Below are 15,364 nucleotides of genomic sequence, written 5' to 3'. Positions count from 1 at the left end.
CAGTAAGGGGCTTGGCGCCGCTCGATGCTGCGTGCTGGTGCATGACCGGGTTCGAGCCGCGCTCGGCGACTCGGTCGGCGGTCGGCCCAGCGCCGGATCGATCAAGCCTTCAGGCGAGGCCTGGTCAGGGGTGGGTTGGGGCGGAGGCTTCCGGCAGGCGCCGTTTACGCAATCAAATTTACACATGATTCGGGGCAACGGATGAAGGCGCCTTCCCAGGGAAGCCTGGTCAGCGCTGCAACTGAATTTGATGATGCCTCGCAAGCAAAATTGGTAAAAACTGCGCGAATCAACTAACTTTGCCCATATTCAGTCGCTGCCAGGAGCGGCCCTCATGGCGAGTTCAGCCCGGATCGGAGCGAGGCGAGGCCACATCGCAGCGGTGGACGTACAGCAATGGCCGGAAGTCGACCCAGACGCGCTTTCGGACAAACGCCGGGCGCTCTACCTGAAGCGCCGGCAGGCGGTGACGATGTACCTGGCCGGCGCTTCTGACGCCGACCTGATGCGAGACACCGGGATTGCACTGCCCACGGTGCACCGATTGATCACCCGTCGCTGCTTGGCGCAACACCCAGACGGAACACTGATGGGTTGGCGTGGCGCGTTGCCGTTCTACCGCGTGGAGCCGTACACCCGGGCCAATGCCCCACGCATCAAGACCGCGACGGGCAGGGGCAGCGCGGGTGTCATGCAGTGGTTGTTCGAGTCTCCTGGGGGCGCTGCACTACAGGCGCGTTTTGACAAGAAGATCCTCGGACGAGCCCCCAAGTTGGCGTCCACCAAGCGGCCCAAGCAGGAGCTCTTTCAGTGGTTTCTCAAGCAACTTCGAGATGAGGGTTACGAAGCGCGCGGTGAATGGCCCTTCAATGTGGCGAGGCTGGGTTGCGTCAGCATCTACCGCTACATCGACCGGGTGCTTGAAGCGAACCCACGGCGGCAGCAACAACTTTTGGGCGGTGAGGAGGCAGAGCGCAAGGCTCGCGCCGGCGATGGGACCCGTCGACCTGATCTGAAGGTCTTTCAGCGCGTCGAGTGCGATGCCCACAAGATCGACGCCCGAATGGTGGTCTTGGTGCCATCCCCTCACGGCGGGCACGAACCTCGCAAGATCCACCGAATCTGGGTGATCGTCATCATCGAAGTGGCGAGTCGGGCCGTTCTTGGCTACTACCTCAGCCTGCGCTGGGAATGCAGCGCCGAGGACGTACTTCGGGCCGTCAAAAGCGCCTTGACGCGATGGGCTCGCCGTGAAATTCATTGGAGCAAGGAAACCTACTCGGATTCGGCGGCCTTGCCATCGGCTCACCACGAGCGATACCTGGGGGCTTGTTGGGACGAGTTCAGCGTCGACGGTGCATTGGCCAACGTCTGCCAGCGGGTGGAGCGGCAATTGCGGGACGTCGTTGGGGCCAACATCCTCAAGCCACAAGACCCCAGCAGCTTCAGCCATCGGCGCAGCAAGGACGATCGCCCATTCATCGAGTCCTTCTTTAAGCAACTCGCAGCCGGTGGCTTTCACCGATTGGCATCGACCACGGGCAGCAAGCCTGCCGACAAGCGTGGCTCTGACCCTGACAAAGCCGCAGTCGATCGGCAGTTCCAGTTGGAGTACGCCGAAGAGCTGCTCGACACCCTGATCGCCAACTACAACGCGCGGCCTCATTCGGGCCTCGGTTGGCGAAGCCCACTGACCCAACTGGACTTTTTGGTGGATCGAAGCCCTGGTCGGCTTCGACAAGCCGATGCCAGCGAAGTTCGTCGGATGGTGGGCATCCGCAAACTGTGCACCGTCAAAGGCGGCATCCGCAGCGGGCGCAGACCGCATTTCAATTTTCTGAACGCCAGCTATTCAGCCGAGTGGCTCGCGCTGAGAGCCGACCTGATCGGCAAATTGCTCTGGGTGCAGCTGGAAGACGAAGACGACGCCCGCTTCGCCAGCGTTTCCACGAAGCAGGGCGAGTTTCTTGGTGTGGTGCGGGCAGGTCCGCCCTGGCACCGCTCCCCGCACACCCTGTACATGCGCCAGTCGATCCGTGCACTGGCGCAGCGCCGCGTTCTCCATCTTTCAACGCAGTGCGACGGCGTGGAGGAGTTGATTCGCTTTGCCGAGGCGACCAAGGACAAGAAGTTGCCGCCCCACCCGGCCTATTTGGAGGCCCGTCGCGTTCTTCAGCGGCAAGCCGAAGCCGCTTCCAAGCCGCTCGTGACCGAGACCGCGGCCGTAGTCGCTGCGCCTGCTCCGAGGGCCGGTAACCAAGGCGAACCGGGTGCCGCTTCGCCGCCGAGTCCAGATGTGTCGAGCATCAGACCGAGCGATGGTGCTTTGCCTCCCCGTCGCAACGCGAAGACTTGGTGATGGAGGCCCATACCCCGCAGCCGCTCGTTCCGGCGCATGTTCCGCGAAACCATCCCGTGGTGACGCGGGAGTACTCCCTCTTCACGCCGGCCATTGCGAGGATGGTGGACCGGGTGGCCGGGTGGATCGACGACCAAGTCGATGGCGCAACCATCTTCGGCCCGTCTCGATTTGGCAAGTCCAGCGCTGTGCACCACTGGCTTCAAGCGCTGCTGTCCGAGCGTCATGGGGGCCACGTCCCGATGGTCGTGTGGAGCCATTCAGAAAGCGGCGCCAGTTCGCCAGGGCAGTTTCACTCGCACCTGCTGCATGCCAGCCGGCATCCGCTGGCCAAGGCGGTGCGCAGTCCCATGAACCGCCAGGAGATGCTCGTGGAACGGCTGGCGCTCTTGGCAGATCAGGGGGGCGGCCGATTTGTGGTGCTGGTGATCGATGAAGCCCAAAGCATGACGCAGCGCGAATGGATGTGGCTCGTTGAGCTTCACAGCCGTCTCGAATTGGAACGGCTGCGTCTGTGCGTGTTCTCCGTGGCCTCTGTGCAAGTGTTTGACGAGCCCGTCGGCATGGCCATGACCGGCGGCGCACACGTCGCAGCACGCTTCATGCTCTCCTCAGAGAGGTTCAACGGGGTCCGAGGCGTCGATGAGTTGCGATACGTCCTTGCTGGCTATGACGACGGGGCGGAATGGCCGAGGGGGTCGGGGCTTTCGTTCACGCAGGGCTTGGCGCCCAGAGCCTGGGAGGAGGGCTTCCGGATGGCGGCGCTTGCGGAGCCGCTGCAGCAAGCCATGGTCGATGCGCTGCCGGAGAGGTACGAGGGTCCGATCGAGTTCCCGATGCGCTCCGTTGCGATGTCAGCCCGCCATGCGCTCCTCCGAATTGCCGGCGGTGCCGACCCGTCGGACCTGATGGCGGTTTCGACGCTCCGGTCCATCGTCGAGGGCACGGGCCACACCATGCTCATGGCGGTCGTCACCGCCATCACGCCCCGCTTGCGCAAGCGTTCTGGACCGCAGTGAGCCATGAACGCCGGACTTAGCTTGACCTGGCACTCGGGCAGCGTGTTGCCCTTCGCCTCCCTCTGGCACACGCTACAGCGGCTGATGCACCTGAATGCCATGCGAGCCAAAGAGTTGCAGGAATTGCTGGTCGGCTCTTGGCAAGCGCCCTCGGTTTACAGAGCAGATCTTCTCTTCAATGAACTTCCGTACGGTGGCAACCGACAACGGGCAGGCGCCGTCCACACCGATCAGTTGGCCCGCGCGATGGGCGAGCCCGCCCATGCTTTCGAGTGGTCGCACTTGGGCAGGATGCCGGACGCTGTTCGATGCTTGGTAGGTTCAGGGCTGCGGATCTGCCCCGCTTGTGCGGCAGGTGGCTATCACTCGGCACTGTTCTCTCTGAAGGCATTGGATCGCTGCCCGATCCACCGATGCGATCTGGTTTCGCGTTGCCGGTGCGGCGCGCCGTTCGATCCGATCCTCAGGATGGTCGGGGCCACGCATGCGGGCCAGTGCCGCTGTGGTCAGACCGCGTTTTTCACCAGCACGACCTGTCGCCGACCCACGCTTTGCGCAGATGACGTTCGACCCATGAGGTCTGTCGCCGCCTGGCTGGAGGACATCTGCACTGTCGTACGACCGTGGACGCAGCGCAAACACGCTCAAGAAGCGCACGACCGGGTGTTCATGTCGGCGCTGGGCGCCTGGAGCGCCCAACTGGGCTTGAGCGCGCCCCCCTCCGATCAAGGGGCATCCGCCGATGGGGGCTTTGCCACGGCCACCATCTCGGTGCACCAGTTGAAAGCGCCGACGACGCGCGGATCGAAAGTGGTGCAGCCCCAGGATTTCCGCTTCGCCACTGCTTCGACAGACCGCATGTGGCTACAAACGGAAGCCACGGTGGCCTACCGCGCGATGAATCGCCACATTCGACGCCATGTTGGGCGGTACTCGGACCGATTTGCTATGCAGTTCTTGGGGAACCCTGACCCCTTGGCGATGGCAGACCAGATGCGAGCCCACCACCAGGCCATGGTCGGCTTTGCCGAATTGGTGTTCTGCTTCTCGATGGAACGACTCGCGATGAACCGCCGTTGGCCCTACCGGCAAGCCTTGGACCCCAGCCAGCGGGCGCTTCAGGACTGGCTGGAGGACCCCTGGGTCGGCGCCCCTTGCGGACCCGAGCACGAACTGCCCCAGAACGCGAAGAGTTGGCTCACGCGCCAAGTGGCCGCGGCAAGGGTGACGCATGCCTGGCGGCGAGCCCAAGCTTGCGCCATGCAGGCCATATGCAGCGGCTTGGCGGACTGGCGAAGCGCGACCGAACAGGTCAATGGGTATTCCGCCTCGTCAGGCGGGCAGGCAGAGGCCTGGAACTGGCACACCGCACCGCCCCCGTACCAGGTGACCTGGGCGGCGTCAGCCAAGGGCAGTCGGCTGCGATTCGCAAGCCACCCCGCAACCGTTCGCATCGACTGGACCATGACGGCGATGACGAAGACCGAACGGCGGGCAGCGTGGTGCAACGTGCAAGCGCGTCGCCAGGGGCTCTTGGATCAACTCACCGCCGGCCCCACCTTGAGCTGGACGCGGCGAGATGGCTGGCGCGCGATCGACTCAACCCATGCTGAGCAATCGTCAGCAAAGGCGCACCGGCTTTTCTTGCCTCGGGGAGAGCGAATGTCCGTGTGGTTGTTTTGCTCCCCTGAGGGCTACACGGTCAGGGCGGTCAACGCAAAGTTGGAAGTCACTGGCGCAAGCCCCAAGGAGGCGTTTGCTGCGATGCGAGAAGCGCTGTCGATGTACCAAGCCAGGTATGGCGCGATTCCCACCGCCAAACCGACCCGCAAACTTGCTCGGGGCGAGTCGCGCGCCAGTCGAGGCGACCTCGTGCAGTGTTATGCGCTTCATCTCGCTCACATTCGCTACGACCTTGGGTTCTGGCGTGGCGCGGAGTCTTTCAATCAACTGGCGCATAGTCTCCTGGTGGCCGACCGACGCTTGCCTGCGGAGGAACGTGCGGCGACGTGGTTGGAGTGTTGACGCGGAGGCTCGTCCGAGCTCGATCACACGAGGTTTCAAACAAGGCGCTTGACCTTGTAGTTGGTTCAGGGTTTTCAATCCTGGCACCAGATCAACGATGTCACCATGGCGCCTAACGACTCATCACCACCCGACATGCAGGTCTTGCTGCGAGTCACGAAGCTGCTCAATCACAACGATCCCAGCATCTCTCGACTCATTGAATGCCGAGGTTGGCGCAGGCTGCCACCGCTTGACCGCGTTGGCGCCGCCTACGAGTTCGTCCGCACTGACATTCGATTTGGCTACAACGCGCGGGATGAGATTCCTGCGTCCCAGGTCCTCGCGGAGGGGTACGGCCAGTGCAACACCAAGTCAACGCTGCTGATGGCCTTGCTGCGCGCACTGAATGTGCCCTGCCGCTTGCATGGCTTCACCATCGACAAGCAACTGCAGCGTGGCGCCATCCCCGCGTGGGCCTACCCACTCACCCCGTCGCGCATCCTGCACAGTTGGGTCGAGGCTTGGGTGGACGGCCGCTGGATCGAGCTGGAGGGTTTCATCCTTGACCAACCCTACCTCAGCGCCCTGCAGGAACGCTTCCCAGCGGCTCGGGCGTTTTGCGGGTACGGCGTGGCGACGACGGACCTCCAACAGCCCGCGGTCGCCTGGTGCGGCCAATCGACGTACATCCAGCGAGAGGGCATCGCCGAGGATTTCGGACTTTTTGATGACCCGGATGCCTTCTTTGCGGCTCGTGGTTCCAACCTGTCACCGGTCAAGCAGTGGTTGTTTGAGCATTTCGTCCGTCATCGCATGAATGCCCGTGTGGATAGGATTCGCGGGAGCGAGCCTTGATTTGGAGACCCTCATGAATCCGAAGTCCCACTGGGAAAGCGTGTACCGCAGCAAGTCAGTCGATTCAGTGAGCTGGTACCAAGCGCATGCCGACCGCTCCTTGGCGCTGATTCGAGGCATCGCTGCGGGCCAACCTCGCAGCGTCATCGATGTCGGCGCCGGCGCCTCGACGCTGGTGGACGACCTGATTGGGGATGGGCAGTTTGACGTGTCCCTGCTTGACTTGTCGGAGTCGGCCTTCTCCGTTGTGCGTCAGCGCTTGGGCCGCAGGGCCGAGGACGTGAAGTGGTGGGTGGGCGACGTTGTGAAGGTGGCGCTCCCTGAGAAGGCCTACGACATTTGGCATGACCGAGCCGTGTTCCATTTCCTGACCACGGCCGATCAGCGGCGTGCGTACGTCGCGCAGGTGCGACGGGCCGTGCGGCCGGGCGGGCATGTCATCGTGGCCGCATTCGGACCCAATGGGCCGTTGCAGTGCAGTGGCTTGCCTGTGATGCGCTACGAGGCGGAGGCCTTGCATGCCGAGTTTGGCGCTTGCTTTGAGTTGCAAGCCCACTTGAGCGAATCTCACCTGACCCCATCGGGCCAAGTGCAGGAATTCGTCTACTGCCACTGCGTGATGCATTGAGCATGGCCCGGTTCAACACCAACCTTGGGGTTTGGGCGGCACTCGGTGCGGCGGTCCTGTTCGGATTGGGAACGCCCTTGGCCAAGCCCTTGCTCGGCCCAGTCAGTCCTTGGATGCTGGCCGCACTGCTTTACCTGGGCTCTGGCATTGGCCTGGCTCTGTGGCGCCTGACGCGCGGAGGGCTGTTCGCCGGTGTTCGATTGCAGCCGGGCGACACGGGCTGGTTGTTGGGCGCCATCGCTTCAGGCGGTGTCCTCGGGCCGGCGCTTTTGATGTTGGGCCTGTCGCGCTTGCCGGCCTCGGGGGTTTCTCTGCTGCTCAACGTGGAGGGGGTCCTCACGGCCTTGCTGGCGTGGTTTGTTTTCAAGGAAAACTTCGATCGCCGCATCGCGTTGGGCATGGTGGCGATTGCCGCCGGCTGTGTGGTGTTGGCCTGGCCCCAGGCGCGTGCGCCAGGCGAGACCGGACTTTGGTTCGATCTGTGGCCGGCGCTGGCTGTGCTGGGTGCCTGCTTGGCCTGGGCCATCGACAACAACTTGACGCGCAAGGTGGCTTTGGCCGACGCCAGCTTCATTGCCATGACCAAAGGTCTGGCCGCTGGCCTGACGAATCTGCTTCTGGCTTTGGGGGCGGGTGCCGATTGGCCGGCGTGGCCACAAGTTGCTGCGGCAGGTCTGATCGGCTTCGCGTCTTACGGTGCCAGCCTGGTGCTCTTCGTGGTCGGTCTTCGACACCTGGGGTCGGCGCGCACAGGGGCCTATTTCTCGGTCGCTCCGTTCGTGGGAGCGGCCGTCGCCCTGGTCTGGCTCGGCGAAAGCCTGACGCCGAGCTTGATGGTGGCCACGGCGCTGATGTCCCTCGGAATTTGGTTGCACCTGACGGAGCGACACGCGCATGAGCATGTTCACGAGCCGATGGTTCACGAGCATGAACACAGCCACGACGACGGCGACCCGCATCACACGCACAGCCACGACGTGCCGGTGGAGCCGGGGACCCGCCACAGCCATGCGCATCGGCATGAACACCTGGTGCACAGCCACGTGCACTTTCCAGACGCCCATCACCAGCACGCTCACCCATGAACCATCTGCTCCGCAGCCTGCAAAGGGTTTTGCGGCGCCCAAGATAAACTTTCACGCATGCCACGCTGGTTGCTCGTTCTCCTCGCCGTCCTGCTGCCCTTGCAGCTGGCCTGGTCAGGCGTCGCCCATCTTTGCGTTGACGCCCATGAAGCGGCGGCTGTTCATGCGTCCGTGCACGAGACGGCAGACGGTGGAGCCGACGCATCGGGTGGCGATGCTTGTGCTGCTGTGGGTGGACACTGCCACGGCCACCTCACGGCGCTGCCGTTGAGCCTGGACGTGCTGACGGTTGCCATGGCTCGCTTTGAAGGCGCAGCGCCCGTCGCGTCGCTCGTCGCCACTCGGCCATCGCCGAGACCTGAACGCCCTCAGTGGCCGACCCTCGCCTGATCGGCGAGGGAAGCCCCCCCCACTGCCAATCTGCGCGGCCCCTTGCCGCGCACTGACGCACACCGGGCCTTAGTGGCCGTCCCTTCGCCGATCTCCCCGTGGTTCTTCTTCCACTTCGGAGCATCGGATGTCTCGGTTTTCTCATTCACGAGTGCGGGCGCGCCTTGCCTGGACGGCATCGACCGTCCTCGCGCTTTCTCTTGGCAGCGTGGCGATCGGCCATGCGCAAACTTCCTCCACCCCACCCCTGACACTGCCGCTGGCGTTTGCGCAGGCCTGGGAGCGCCAGCCTGAGGCCGCGGCGCTTCTCCAACGGCGCCAGGCAGGTGAGTCCCTGCGTCAGGCCGCGTCGAACTGGACGCCCGCACCTGCGGCTCTAGAAGCCTCCGTTCGAAGCGACCGCTTCAACCGCCGTCAGGGTGCCCAAGAATTGGAGTTCGGTGTTGCCGTTCCGCTATGGCTGCCGGGCGAGCGCGAACGCAGCCAAGCCCTGGCCGATGCGCACCTGGACGCCGTGGAGCGCCAGGCTTTGCTCGCGCAGTGGCAACTGGCGCAGAGCCTGCGAGAGCACTGGTGGGGGCTGCTGCGTGAGCGCGAAGAGTTGCGCGCCGCGCAAGAGCGCCTCCAGTCCACGCAGGCGCTGGCCTCGGATGTCGCTCGGCGTGTCAAGGCGGGTGAGTTGTCGCGTGCCGACCAGAACCAAGCCGATGCGGCTGTTTTGTTGGCAGTGTCGGACCAGGCGCAGGCTCACACCCGGGTGATGGCGAGCGAGCAGTCCATGCGCGCGCTGCTGGGCCTGCCTGCTGAGGCCGCGCTGCTGATGGCCCCCACGCCGGAGCCCGAGCCAGCGGGTGACGCACCGGCGCACCCACTGCTGGCCGCCCTGCAAGCCAAGGCCCAGACCGCACGCAGTGCAGCGGCGCTGGCCAAGGCGCAGGTGCGCGCCAGCCCCGAGCTCACGCTGCTTCACACCCGAGACCGCGCTGCCCGCGGCGAGGCCAGCAACGGCACGGTGACGCTCGGCCTGCGGTTTCCGCTGGGCAGCAGCGATCGCAACAAGGCCGCCGTGTTGAGCGCTGGCGCCGAGCAAACCGAAGCCGAAGTGCTGCTGGCGCGAGAGCGCGAGCGCCTGATGGCCGAGCAGCGCAGCGCCCAGTCGGCGCTGGACGCGGCCCGCGCGGTGCTGCAGGCAACCCGAGACCGTGCCCGGCTGGCGGACGAGACCCGCCAGTTCTTCGACAAATCCTTCCGTTTGGGCGAGACCGACCTGCCAACGCGCCTGAGGGTCGAGCTGGAGGCCGGACAGGCCCAGCGCGACCTGGCCCGCGCTCGCATCGACCTGAACCTGGCCATCGCCACCCTGCGGCAGCGCCTCGGCCTGCTGCCCGAATGAACCGAACTGAGTCCTTACCGATGAAATCCCATCTCCTTCTCCCCCTGCTGGCCGTGGTGGCCCTGGTCGCCGCGCCGCAGGCGCACGCCGGCCCCGGCCACGACCATGGCGACGAAGCCCCCGCCAACACCGGTGTTGCCTTGCCGCGATTCGCCATGACCTCGGAGGCCTTTGAACTGGTTGGCGTGCTCAACGGCAAAACGCTCACGCTCTACCTGGACCGCGCCGCTACGAACGAGCCTGTGCCCAAGGCCGACATCGAACTGGAGTTCGCTGGGGCCAAGCTCACGCCCCAGGCACAGGCCGATGGCAGCTTCGTTCTGGAGTTGCCCCAAGCGCCCGGCGAGGGTGCTCACACCTTCACCGCCACCGTCACGGCGGGCGATGAGGCCGATCTTCTGGCCGGCGAACTGGACCTGCACGGCGAGGCGCCCCATGCGGACGAGCACGCGCACTGGGACTGGAAGCGCTGGGGCGTTGCCCTGCTGGGCGGAGGGTTGGGCCTGGCCGCTTTGGTGGCCTTCCTGCGCCGCAAGCGCGCATCGACTTTTGGAGCTGCAGCATGAAGCGCGGACGGATCAATCTCCTGAGCAAACCCCTGGTGGCCGCCATGCTGGGCGCCTTGTTCCTGGTGCCCGCCTGGTCGGGCCCGGGACATGACCACGGTGACGAGGCAGCGCCCGTGAGCGCCGGCGGTCCCCAGCGTCAGCCCGATGGGTCGGTTTTTCTGCCCAAGGCCGCGCAACGGCAAATGGGCGTTCGTACGCTGCCGGTGAACGGCGCGGAACTGCCACGCAGCCAGGAACTGCAAGGCGTGGTGGTGATGGACCCCAACGCCGGCGGCAAGGTGCAAGCCACGCAGGCCGGCCGCTTGGTCGCCCCGCCGCAGGGCTTGCCCAACCTGGGTCAGCGGGTGCAGCGGGGGCAGTTGCTGGCCTATGTGGAGCCCGTGGCTGGCGCTCTGGAGCGCTCGGCACAGAGCGCGCAGGTGGCCGAGCTGAAGTCGCTGCTGGGGCTGGCTGAGAAGCGCCAAGCGCGGCTGAAAGAGCTGAGCGACACGGTGCCCAAGCGAGACATCGAAGCCACGCAGGCCGAAGTGGCCGGTCTGCAGGCGCGAATTGCCGCGTTGGGTCAAGGTCTGAGCGGTCGTGAAGCGCTGCTGGCCCCCGTCAGTGGCGTCATTGCCGCCAGCAACGCCGTGGTCGGCCAGGTCGTGGACGCGCGTGAACTGGTGTTCGAGGTCGTGGACCCCTCGCGGTTGCGCATTGAGGCCCTGGCTTATGACGTGAACGCGGCAGCCGATGTGGGTGCCGTCTTCTTGGCCACGGCCGGCGCACCACCTCAATCGCTGCGCTTCCTGGGCAGCGCCACGCGTCTGCGCGAACAGGCCTTGCCGATGAACTTCGGGGGAGCCCAAGGGCTCGCCTTGGGTCAGTCCGTGCGCGTGGTGGTGCAAAGCCGCAGCACGTTGAAAGGCCACGCGGTACCCGCCCAAGCGCTGATGAAGAACCCGGCCAACCAGACCATCGTCTGGGTCAAGCAGGCCCCCGAGCGCTTCGTGCCCAAGGTGGTGCTGGCGCAGGCCCTGGACGGTGCCCAGGTGGCCGTGACCCAAGGCCTGGAGGACGGTGATCGGGTCGTCGTCCAGGGCGCCACGCTCGTCAACCAGGTGCGCTGACCATGTTTGATTTCTTGGTTCACAGCAGCCTGAAAAACCGGCTGATGGTGCTGGCGCTTGCGCTGGCCATGATGGTGCTCGGGGCGCTGACCCTGACGCGAACCCCGGTCGATGTGTTCCCCAGCCTCGACCGCCCGCAGGTCACCCTGCAGATCGAGGCCGGCGGCATGGCGCCCGAGGAGGTGGAGCAGCTCGTCACCCTGCCGCTGGAGCAGGCCATGAGCGGCTTGCCCGGTGTCACCGCCGTGCGGTCCGTGTCGTCCGTCGGACTGGCCTTCGTCTACGTCACCTTCGACTGGGGGACGGACATCTACCGGGCGCGGCAGATCGTCAACGAGCGTTTCACCACGGCGCGTGACGCGCTGCCGGCCGGCGTGCAGCACGCCGCCATGGGGCCCATCAGCTCCATCATGGGCGAGGTCATGCTGATCGCGATCCCGATCGACGAGGCCAAGATCAGCGCCATGGCCACGCGGGAGTACGCCGACTTCGTGCTCCGTCCGCGCCTGCTAGCCATCCCCGGCGTGGCGCAGGTGGTGCCCATTGGCGGCGAGGTGCGCCAGTACCAAGTGCAGCCCGACACCGCGCGCATGGGGCAGCTCGGCGTGAGCGTCGAGCAGTTGCGCGAGGCCTTGCAGGGCCACGCCAGCAACAGCAGCGGCGGCTTCCTGGAGCTGAATGCGCGCGAGTACCTGATCCGCAACCTGGGGCGCACCACGCGGCTGGAAGACCTGCAACAGTTGCCAGTGGCCTGGGTGAATGGTCAATCCATTCTGCTCAGCCAGGTCGCCAAAGTCAGCTTCGCGCCGGCCATCAAGCGGGGCGATGCCGGCTTCAATGGCAAGGCCGCGGTCATCCTTGGTGTTCAAAAGCAGCCCGACGCCGACACGGTGGCGCTGACGCGCAGCATCGAGGCGGCACTGGCCGCGCTCAAGCCCTCGCTGCCCGCCGGCATGGAAGCCCCCCGCGTCACCTTCCGTCAGGCCAGCTTCATCGAGTCCAGCATCGGCAACCTGCAGGGCAAGTTGATGACGGCCGCGGCCATCGTGGCCGTCGTGCTCTACCTGTTCTTGGCCAATGTGCGCACCACGCTGATCTCGCTGGCCGCGATCCCCGCGTCCATCCTCATCACCGTGCTGGTGTTCCGCTACTTCGACCTCAGCATCAACACCATGACGCTCGGCGGTCTCGCCATCGCCATCGGTGAACTGGTCGACGACGCGGTGGTGGGCGTGGAAAACGTCTTGAGGCGGCTCAAGCTCAACCGCCAACTGCCGCAGCGGCTCGGCCCCATCGAGCTGATCGCCAAGGCCACGCTGGAGGTGCGCAGCGCCATCGTGGTGGCCACGGTCATCATCGTGCTCGTATTCGTGCCTCTGTTCGTGCTGCCGGGCATCGAAGGGCGCCTGTTCGTGCCGCTGGGCATCGCGTACATCACGTCCATCCTGGCGTCGATGCTGGTGTCGATCACGCTCACGCCGGTGATGGCCTACTACCTGCTGCCGCAGCTCAAGAGCCTGGACCACGGCGACCCGAAGCTGGTGGTTTGGCTCAAGGCCAGGTACGCACGCGGCCTGGCCTGGGTGTTCGAGCACACCCGGGCCGTGCTGGGGGCTGGTGTGCTGGCGGTGGTGGGTGCCGTCGCTTTGGTGCCATTTTTCCCGACGACCTTCTTACCGCCTTTCAACGAGGGCTCGGTGCTGATCGGCCTGCGACTGAACCCGGGCACCACGCTGGCCGAGTCGGTGCGCGTGGCGCGGCAGGCGGAAATCCTGCTCAAGGACGTCCCGGAGGTCGTGTACGTGGGCCGCCGCTCGGGCCGGGCGGAGATGGACGAGCACGCCGAAGGGGTGCACGTGTCCGAGATCGACATCGGCCTCAAGCCCAGCGATCGCACGGTGGAGGCGGTGTACGCCGACATCCGCCAGCGCCTGATCAACACCCCGGCCGCCATCGGCATTGGGCAGCCGATCAGCCACCGCATCGACCACATGCTGTCGGGCGTGCGCAGCGCCATCGCCATCAAGATCTTCGGCGAGGACCTGGACACCCTTCGCGGGCAGGCCGAGGCCTTGCGCGCGAAGCTGGCAGGCATCCAGGGTATCGCCGACCTGGAGGTCGAGAAGCAGGTCCTGACGCCACAGATCCAAGTCCGCGTCGACCACGCCGCCGCACGCGCCTACGGGCTGGCACCCGGCAAGTTGATGGCGGAGTTGCAGCAACTGGTGGACGGCGAGCGCATCACCCAGGTGGTGGAGGGCAACCGCCGCTTCGACCTGGTGCTGCGCCTGGCCGACCCGGCGCGCACGCTGCAAACCCTGCCGCAGATGCTGATCGACACCCCAGCCGGACGGGTGCCCTTGGCCAAGCTCGCGCAGATCGAGGAGGGCGATGGCCCCAACCAGATCAGCCGAGATGATGGCAAGCGCCGGATCGTCATCGCGGCGAACGTGTCGCAGCGGCCCTTGTCCGAGGTGGTGGCGGACATTCGCGCCGTGGTCGCCCAGCACAAGCTGCCCGAGGGCATGTTCATCGACTTGGGCGGCCAGTTCGAAGCGCAGGAGCAAAGCAGCCGGCTGATCGCGGGCTTGAGCCTGATCTCGGCCGCGCTGGTCTTCCTGGTGCTCTACAGCCGCTACCAGAGCGGCCTGCTGACGCTGATGATCATGGCCAACATCCCGCTGGCGCTGGTGGGGGCGGTCATCGGCCTGAAGCTCAGCGGCCAGCCGCTGTCGGTGGCGGCGCTGATCGGCTTCATCACCCTGGCCGGCATCAGCATCCGCAACGGCATCTTGAAGGTCAGCCACTACATCAACCTGTGCGCCTTCGAGGGCGAGCGCTTCGACACGGCCATGCTCACGCGCGGCTCCTTGGAGCGGCTCAGCCCCGTGCTGATGACGGCGCTGGTGGCGGCCTTTGCGCTGGCGCCGCTGCTGTTCGAGGCCGGTCAGCCCGGCACGGAGGTGCTGTACCCCGTGGCCGTGGTGATCTTCAGCGGCCTGATCAGCGCGACCTTGCTCGACACCTTCCTCACCCCTGCGATGGTGTGGCGCTTCGGGCGCGCCCCCATCGAACGCCTGGCGGCCAATGCCAGCGGCCAGGTTTTTTGATGCCCCGCTTCAACCCATCGGAGAAACCCATGAAGAAGACTTTCCCCTTGCTCGCCGCTCTGATGGTGGCGCTGGCCTCGCCGGCCTGGTCGTCCGGCAAAGACGATCACGGCCACGACCACCAACCCAAGCACGGCGGCATCGTCGTCGAGGCCGCACACATGGACTGGGAGCTGGTGGCGAAGCCGGAGCGCATCGTCTTGCACGTCAGCGACCACGGCAAGAAGGCCAGCACCGCAGGGGCCACCGGCAAGCTCACCTTGCTGTCGGGCAAGGACAAGGCGGAGGCCGTCTTGAAGCCGGTAGGCGATGACCGCCTGGAGGCCGAAGGGCCATTCAAGTTGGGCCCGGGCACCAAGGTGGTGGCCACAGTGACCCTGGCAGGCAAAAAGCCCGCAGCCGTGCGCTTCACGTTGAAGTGATCCCCCAGGGGCTTCGGCCCCTTGTTTCTTCAGGAGATTGGCATGCAACTCATCCAGACCTCAATCCTGCTGGTCGCGACGGCGGCTCTCACCGCGTGCGCCAGCAGCCCGACGTACACCGGTGGCCGGTCGTGGGACGACGGTTGGCGACAGGGCGTGGTCGAGAGCGTCAACGACGCGCTGAAGTGGAATCAATCCGTGAGCTGCAGCCGAGTGGCGGCGCCGGGTGACAAGTTCGTTGTGGTGGCGTACCGCGCCAGCAACAAGCCCCGTTGGAAGTTCATCCCCATGTCGCCGAAGGACGCGCCAGCGCCGAAGTCCAAGGTACTGATCAACGCCAACACTTGCGAGCTGGTGCTCAATGCTTAGATGCCGGCGCTCAGTGGGTCGCACTCCTGATTCGCGTATCCCGGCCTTG

General features: G+C 65.6%; 12 protein-coding genes. All 12 read left to right on the top strand.

What is annotated here, in order from left to right:
- Positions 1 to 382 precede the first annotated feature (382 nt).
- The 12 genes from EOD73_RS01935 (at position 383) to EOD73_RS01880 (ending at position 15,315) form a co-directional block, all read left to right on the top strand.
- Positions 383 to 2,359, top strand: a complete 1,977-nt coding sequence (locus tag EOD73_RS01935; RefSeq protein ID WP_164845921.1) for an integrase core domain-containing protein — start codon at positions 383 to 385, stop codon at positions 2,357 to 2,359.
- Positions 2,359 to 3,378 (top strand): ATP-binding protein, encoded by a 1,020-nt coding sequence (locus EOD73_RS01930; RefSeq protein ID WP_127680351.1) that lies wholly within the window; start codon positions 2,359 to 2,361, stop codon positions 3,376 to 3,378. The genes EOD73_RS01935 and EOD73_RS01930 overlap by 1 nt, the downstream gene beginning before the upstream one ends.
- A 3-nt stretch (positions 3,379 to 3,381) precedes the next feature.
- Complete coding sequence (locus EOD73_RS01925) at positions 3,382 to 5,403, top strand: TniQ family protein (RefSeq protein ID WP_127680349.1); 2,022 nt, start codon at positions 3,382 to 3,384, stop codon at positions 5,401 to 5,403.
- Between the two features lie 105 nt (positions 5,404 to 5,508).
- Positions 5,509 to 6,240 carry a transglutaminase-like domain-containing protein gene (locus EOD73_RS01920; protein ID WP_240660555.1) on the top strand — a complete coding sequence of 244 codons (732 nt, stop codon included), beginning with the start codon at positions 5,509 to 5,511 and terminating at the stop codon, positions 6,238 to 6,240.
- Between the two features lie 13 nt (positions 6,241 to 6,253).
- Complete coding sequence (locus EOD73_RS01915; RefSeq protein ID WP_127680347.1) at positions 6,254 to 6,868, top strand: class I SAM-dependent methyltransferase; 615 nt, start codon at positions 6,254 to 6,256, stop codon at positions 6,866 to 6,868.
- Between the two features lie 2 nt (positions 6,869 to 6,870).
- The gene (locus EOD73_RS01910) at positions 6,871 to 7,953 is read left to right on the top strand and encodes a DMT family transporter (protein WP_127680345.1); all 1,083 of its coding nucleotides are present in this window, start codon (positions 6,871 to 6,873) and stop codon (positions 7,951 to 7,953) included.
- Between the two features lie 820 nt (positions 7,954 to 8,773).
- Positions 8,774 to 9,736: a TolC family protein gene (locus EOD73_RS01905; protein WP_502515405.1), complete on the top strand. Its 963-nt coding sequence runs from the start codon at positions 8,774 to 8,776 to the stop codon at positions 9,734 to 9,736.
- Between the two features lie 20 nt (positions 9,737 to 9,756).
- Positions 9,757 to 10,302 (top strand): hypothetical protein, encoded by a 546-nt coding sequence (locus EOD73_RS01900; protein ID WP_127680341.1) that lies wholly within the window; start codon positions 9,757 to 9,759, stop codon positions 10,300 to 10,302.
- Positions 10,299 to 11,414: an efflux RND transporter periplasmic adaptor subunit gene (locus tag EOD73_RS01895; RefSeq protein WP_127680339.1), complete on the top strand. Its 1,116-nt coding sequence runs from the start codon at positions 10,299 to 10,301 to the stop codon at positions 11,412 to 11,414. The genes EOD73_RS01900 and EOD73_RS01895 overlap by 4 nt, the downstream gene beginning before the upstream one ends.
- A gap of 2 nt (positions 11,415 to 11,416) precedes the next feature.
- Positions 11,417 to 14,524 (top strand): efflux RND transporter permease subunit, encoded by a 3,108-nt coding sequence (locus tag EOD73_RS01890; RefSeq protein WP_127680337.1) that lies wholly within the window; start codon positions 11,417 to 11,419, stop codon positions 14,522 to 14,524.
- Between the two features lie 29 nt (positions 14,525 to 14,553).
- Positions 14,554 to 14,946, top strand: a complete 393-nt coding sequence (locus EOD73_RS01885) for a hypothetical protein (protein ID WP_127680335.1) — start codon at positions 14,554 to 14,556, stop codon at positions 14,944 to 14,946.
- 42 nt (positions 14,947 to 14,988) lie between these two features.
- On the top strand, positions 14,989 to 15,315 hold the full coding sequence (locus EOD73_RS01880) for a hypothetical protein (protein ID WP_127680333.1): 327 nt from the start codon (positions 14,989 to 14,991) through the stop codon (positions 15,313 to 15,315).
- Positions 15,316 to 15,364: the final 49 nt, after the last annotated feature.

The sequence above is a fragment of the Inhella crocodyli genome (genome assembly GCF_004004565.1).
Taxonomy (GTDB): domain Bacteria; phylum Pseudomonadota; class Gammaproteobacteria; order Burkholderiales; family Burkholderiaceae_C; genus Inhella; species Inhella crocodyli.
This window is presented reverse-complemented; position numbering and strand designations above follow the sequence as displayed.

Coding starts and splice junctions, on each gene's coding strand:
- EOD73_RS01930 (WP_127680351.1), top strand. CDS start 2,359: ATGGAGGCCCATACCCCGCAGCCGCTCGTTCCGGCGCATGTTCCGCGA.
- EOD73_RS01925 (WP_127680349.1), top strand. CDS start 3,382: ATGAACGCCGGACTTAGCTTGACCTGGCACTCGGGCAGCGTGTTGCCC.
- EOD73_RS01920 (WP_240660555.1), top strand. CDS start 5,509: ATGGCGCCTAACGACTCATCACCACCCGACATGCAGGTCTTGCTGCGA.
- EOD73_RS01915 (WP_127680347.1), top strand. CDS start 6,254: ATGAATCCGAAGTCCCACTGGGAAAGCGTGTACCGCAGCAAGTCAGTC.
- EOD73_RS01910 (WP_127680345.1), top strand. CDS start 6,871: ATGGCCCGGTTCAACACCAACCTTGGGGTTTGGGCGGCACTCGGTGCG.
- EOD73_RS01900 (WP_127680341.1), top strand. CDS start 9,757: ATGAAATCCCATCTCCTTCTCCCCCTGCTGGCCGTGGTGGCCCTGGTC.
- EOD73_RS01895 (WP_127680339.1), top strand. CDS start 10,299: ATGAAGCGCGGACGGATCAATCTCCTGAGCAAACCCCTGGTGGCCGCC.
- EOD73_RS01890 (WP_127680337.1), top strand. CDS start 11,417: ATGTTTGATTTCTTGGTTCACAGCAGCCTGAAAAACCGGCTGATGGTG.
- EOD73_RS01885 (WP_127680335.1), top strand. CDS start 14,554: ATGAAGAAGACTTTCCCCTTGCTCGCCGCTCTGATGGTGGCGCTGGCC.
- EOD73_RS01880 (WP_127680333.1), top strand. CDS start 14,989: ATGCAACTCATCCAGACCTCAATCCTGCTGGTCGCGACGGCGGCTCTC.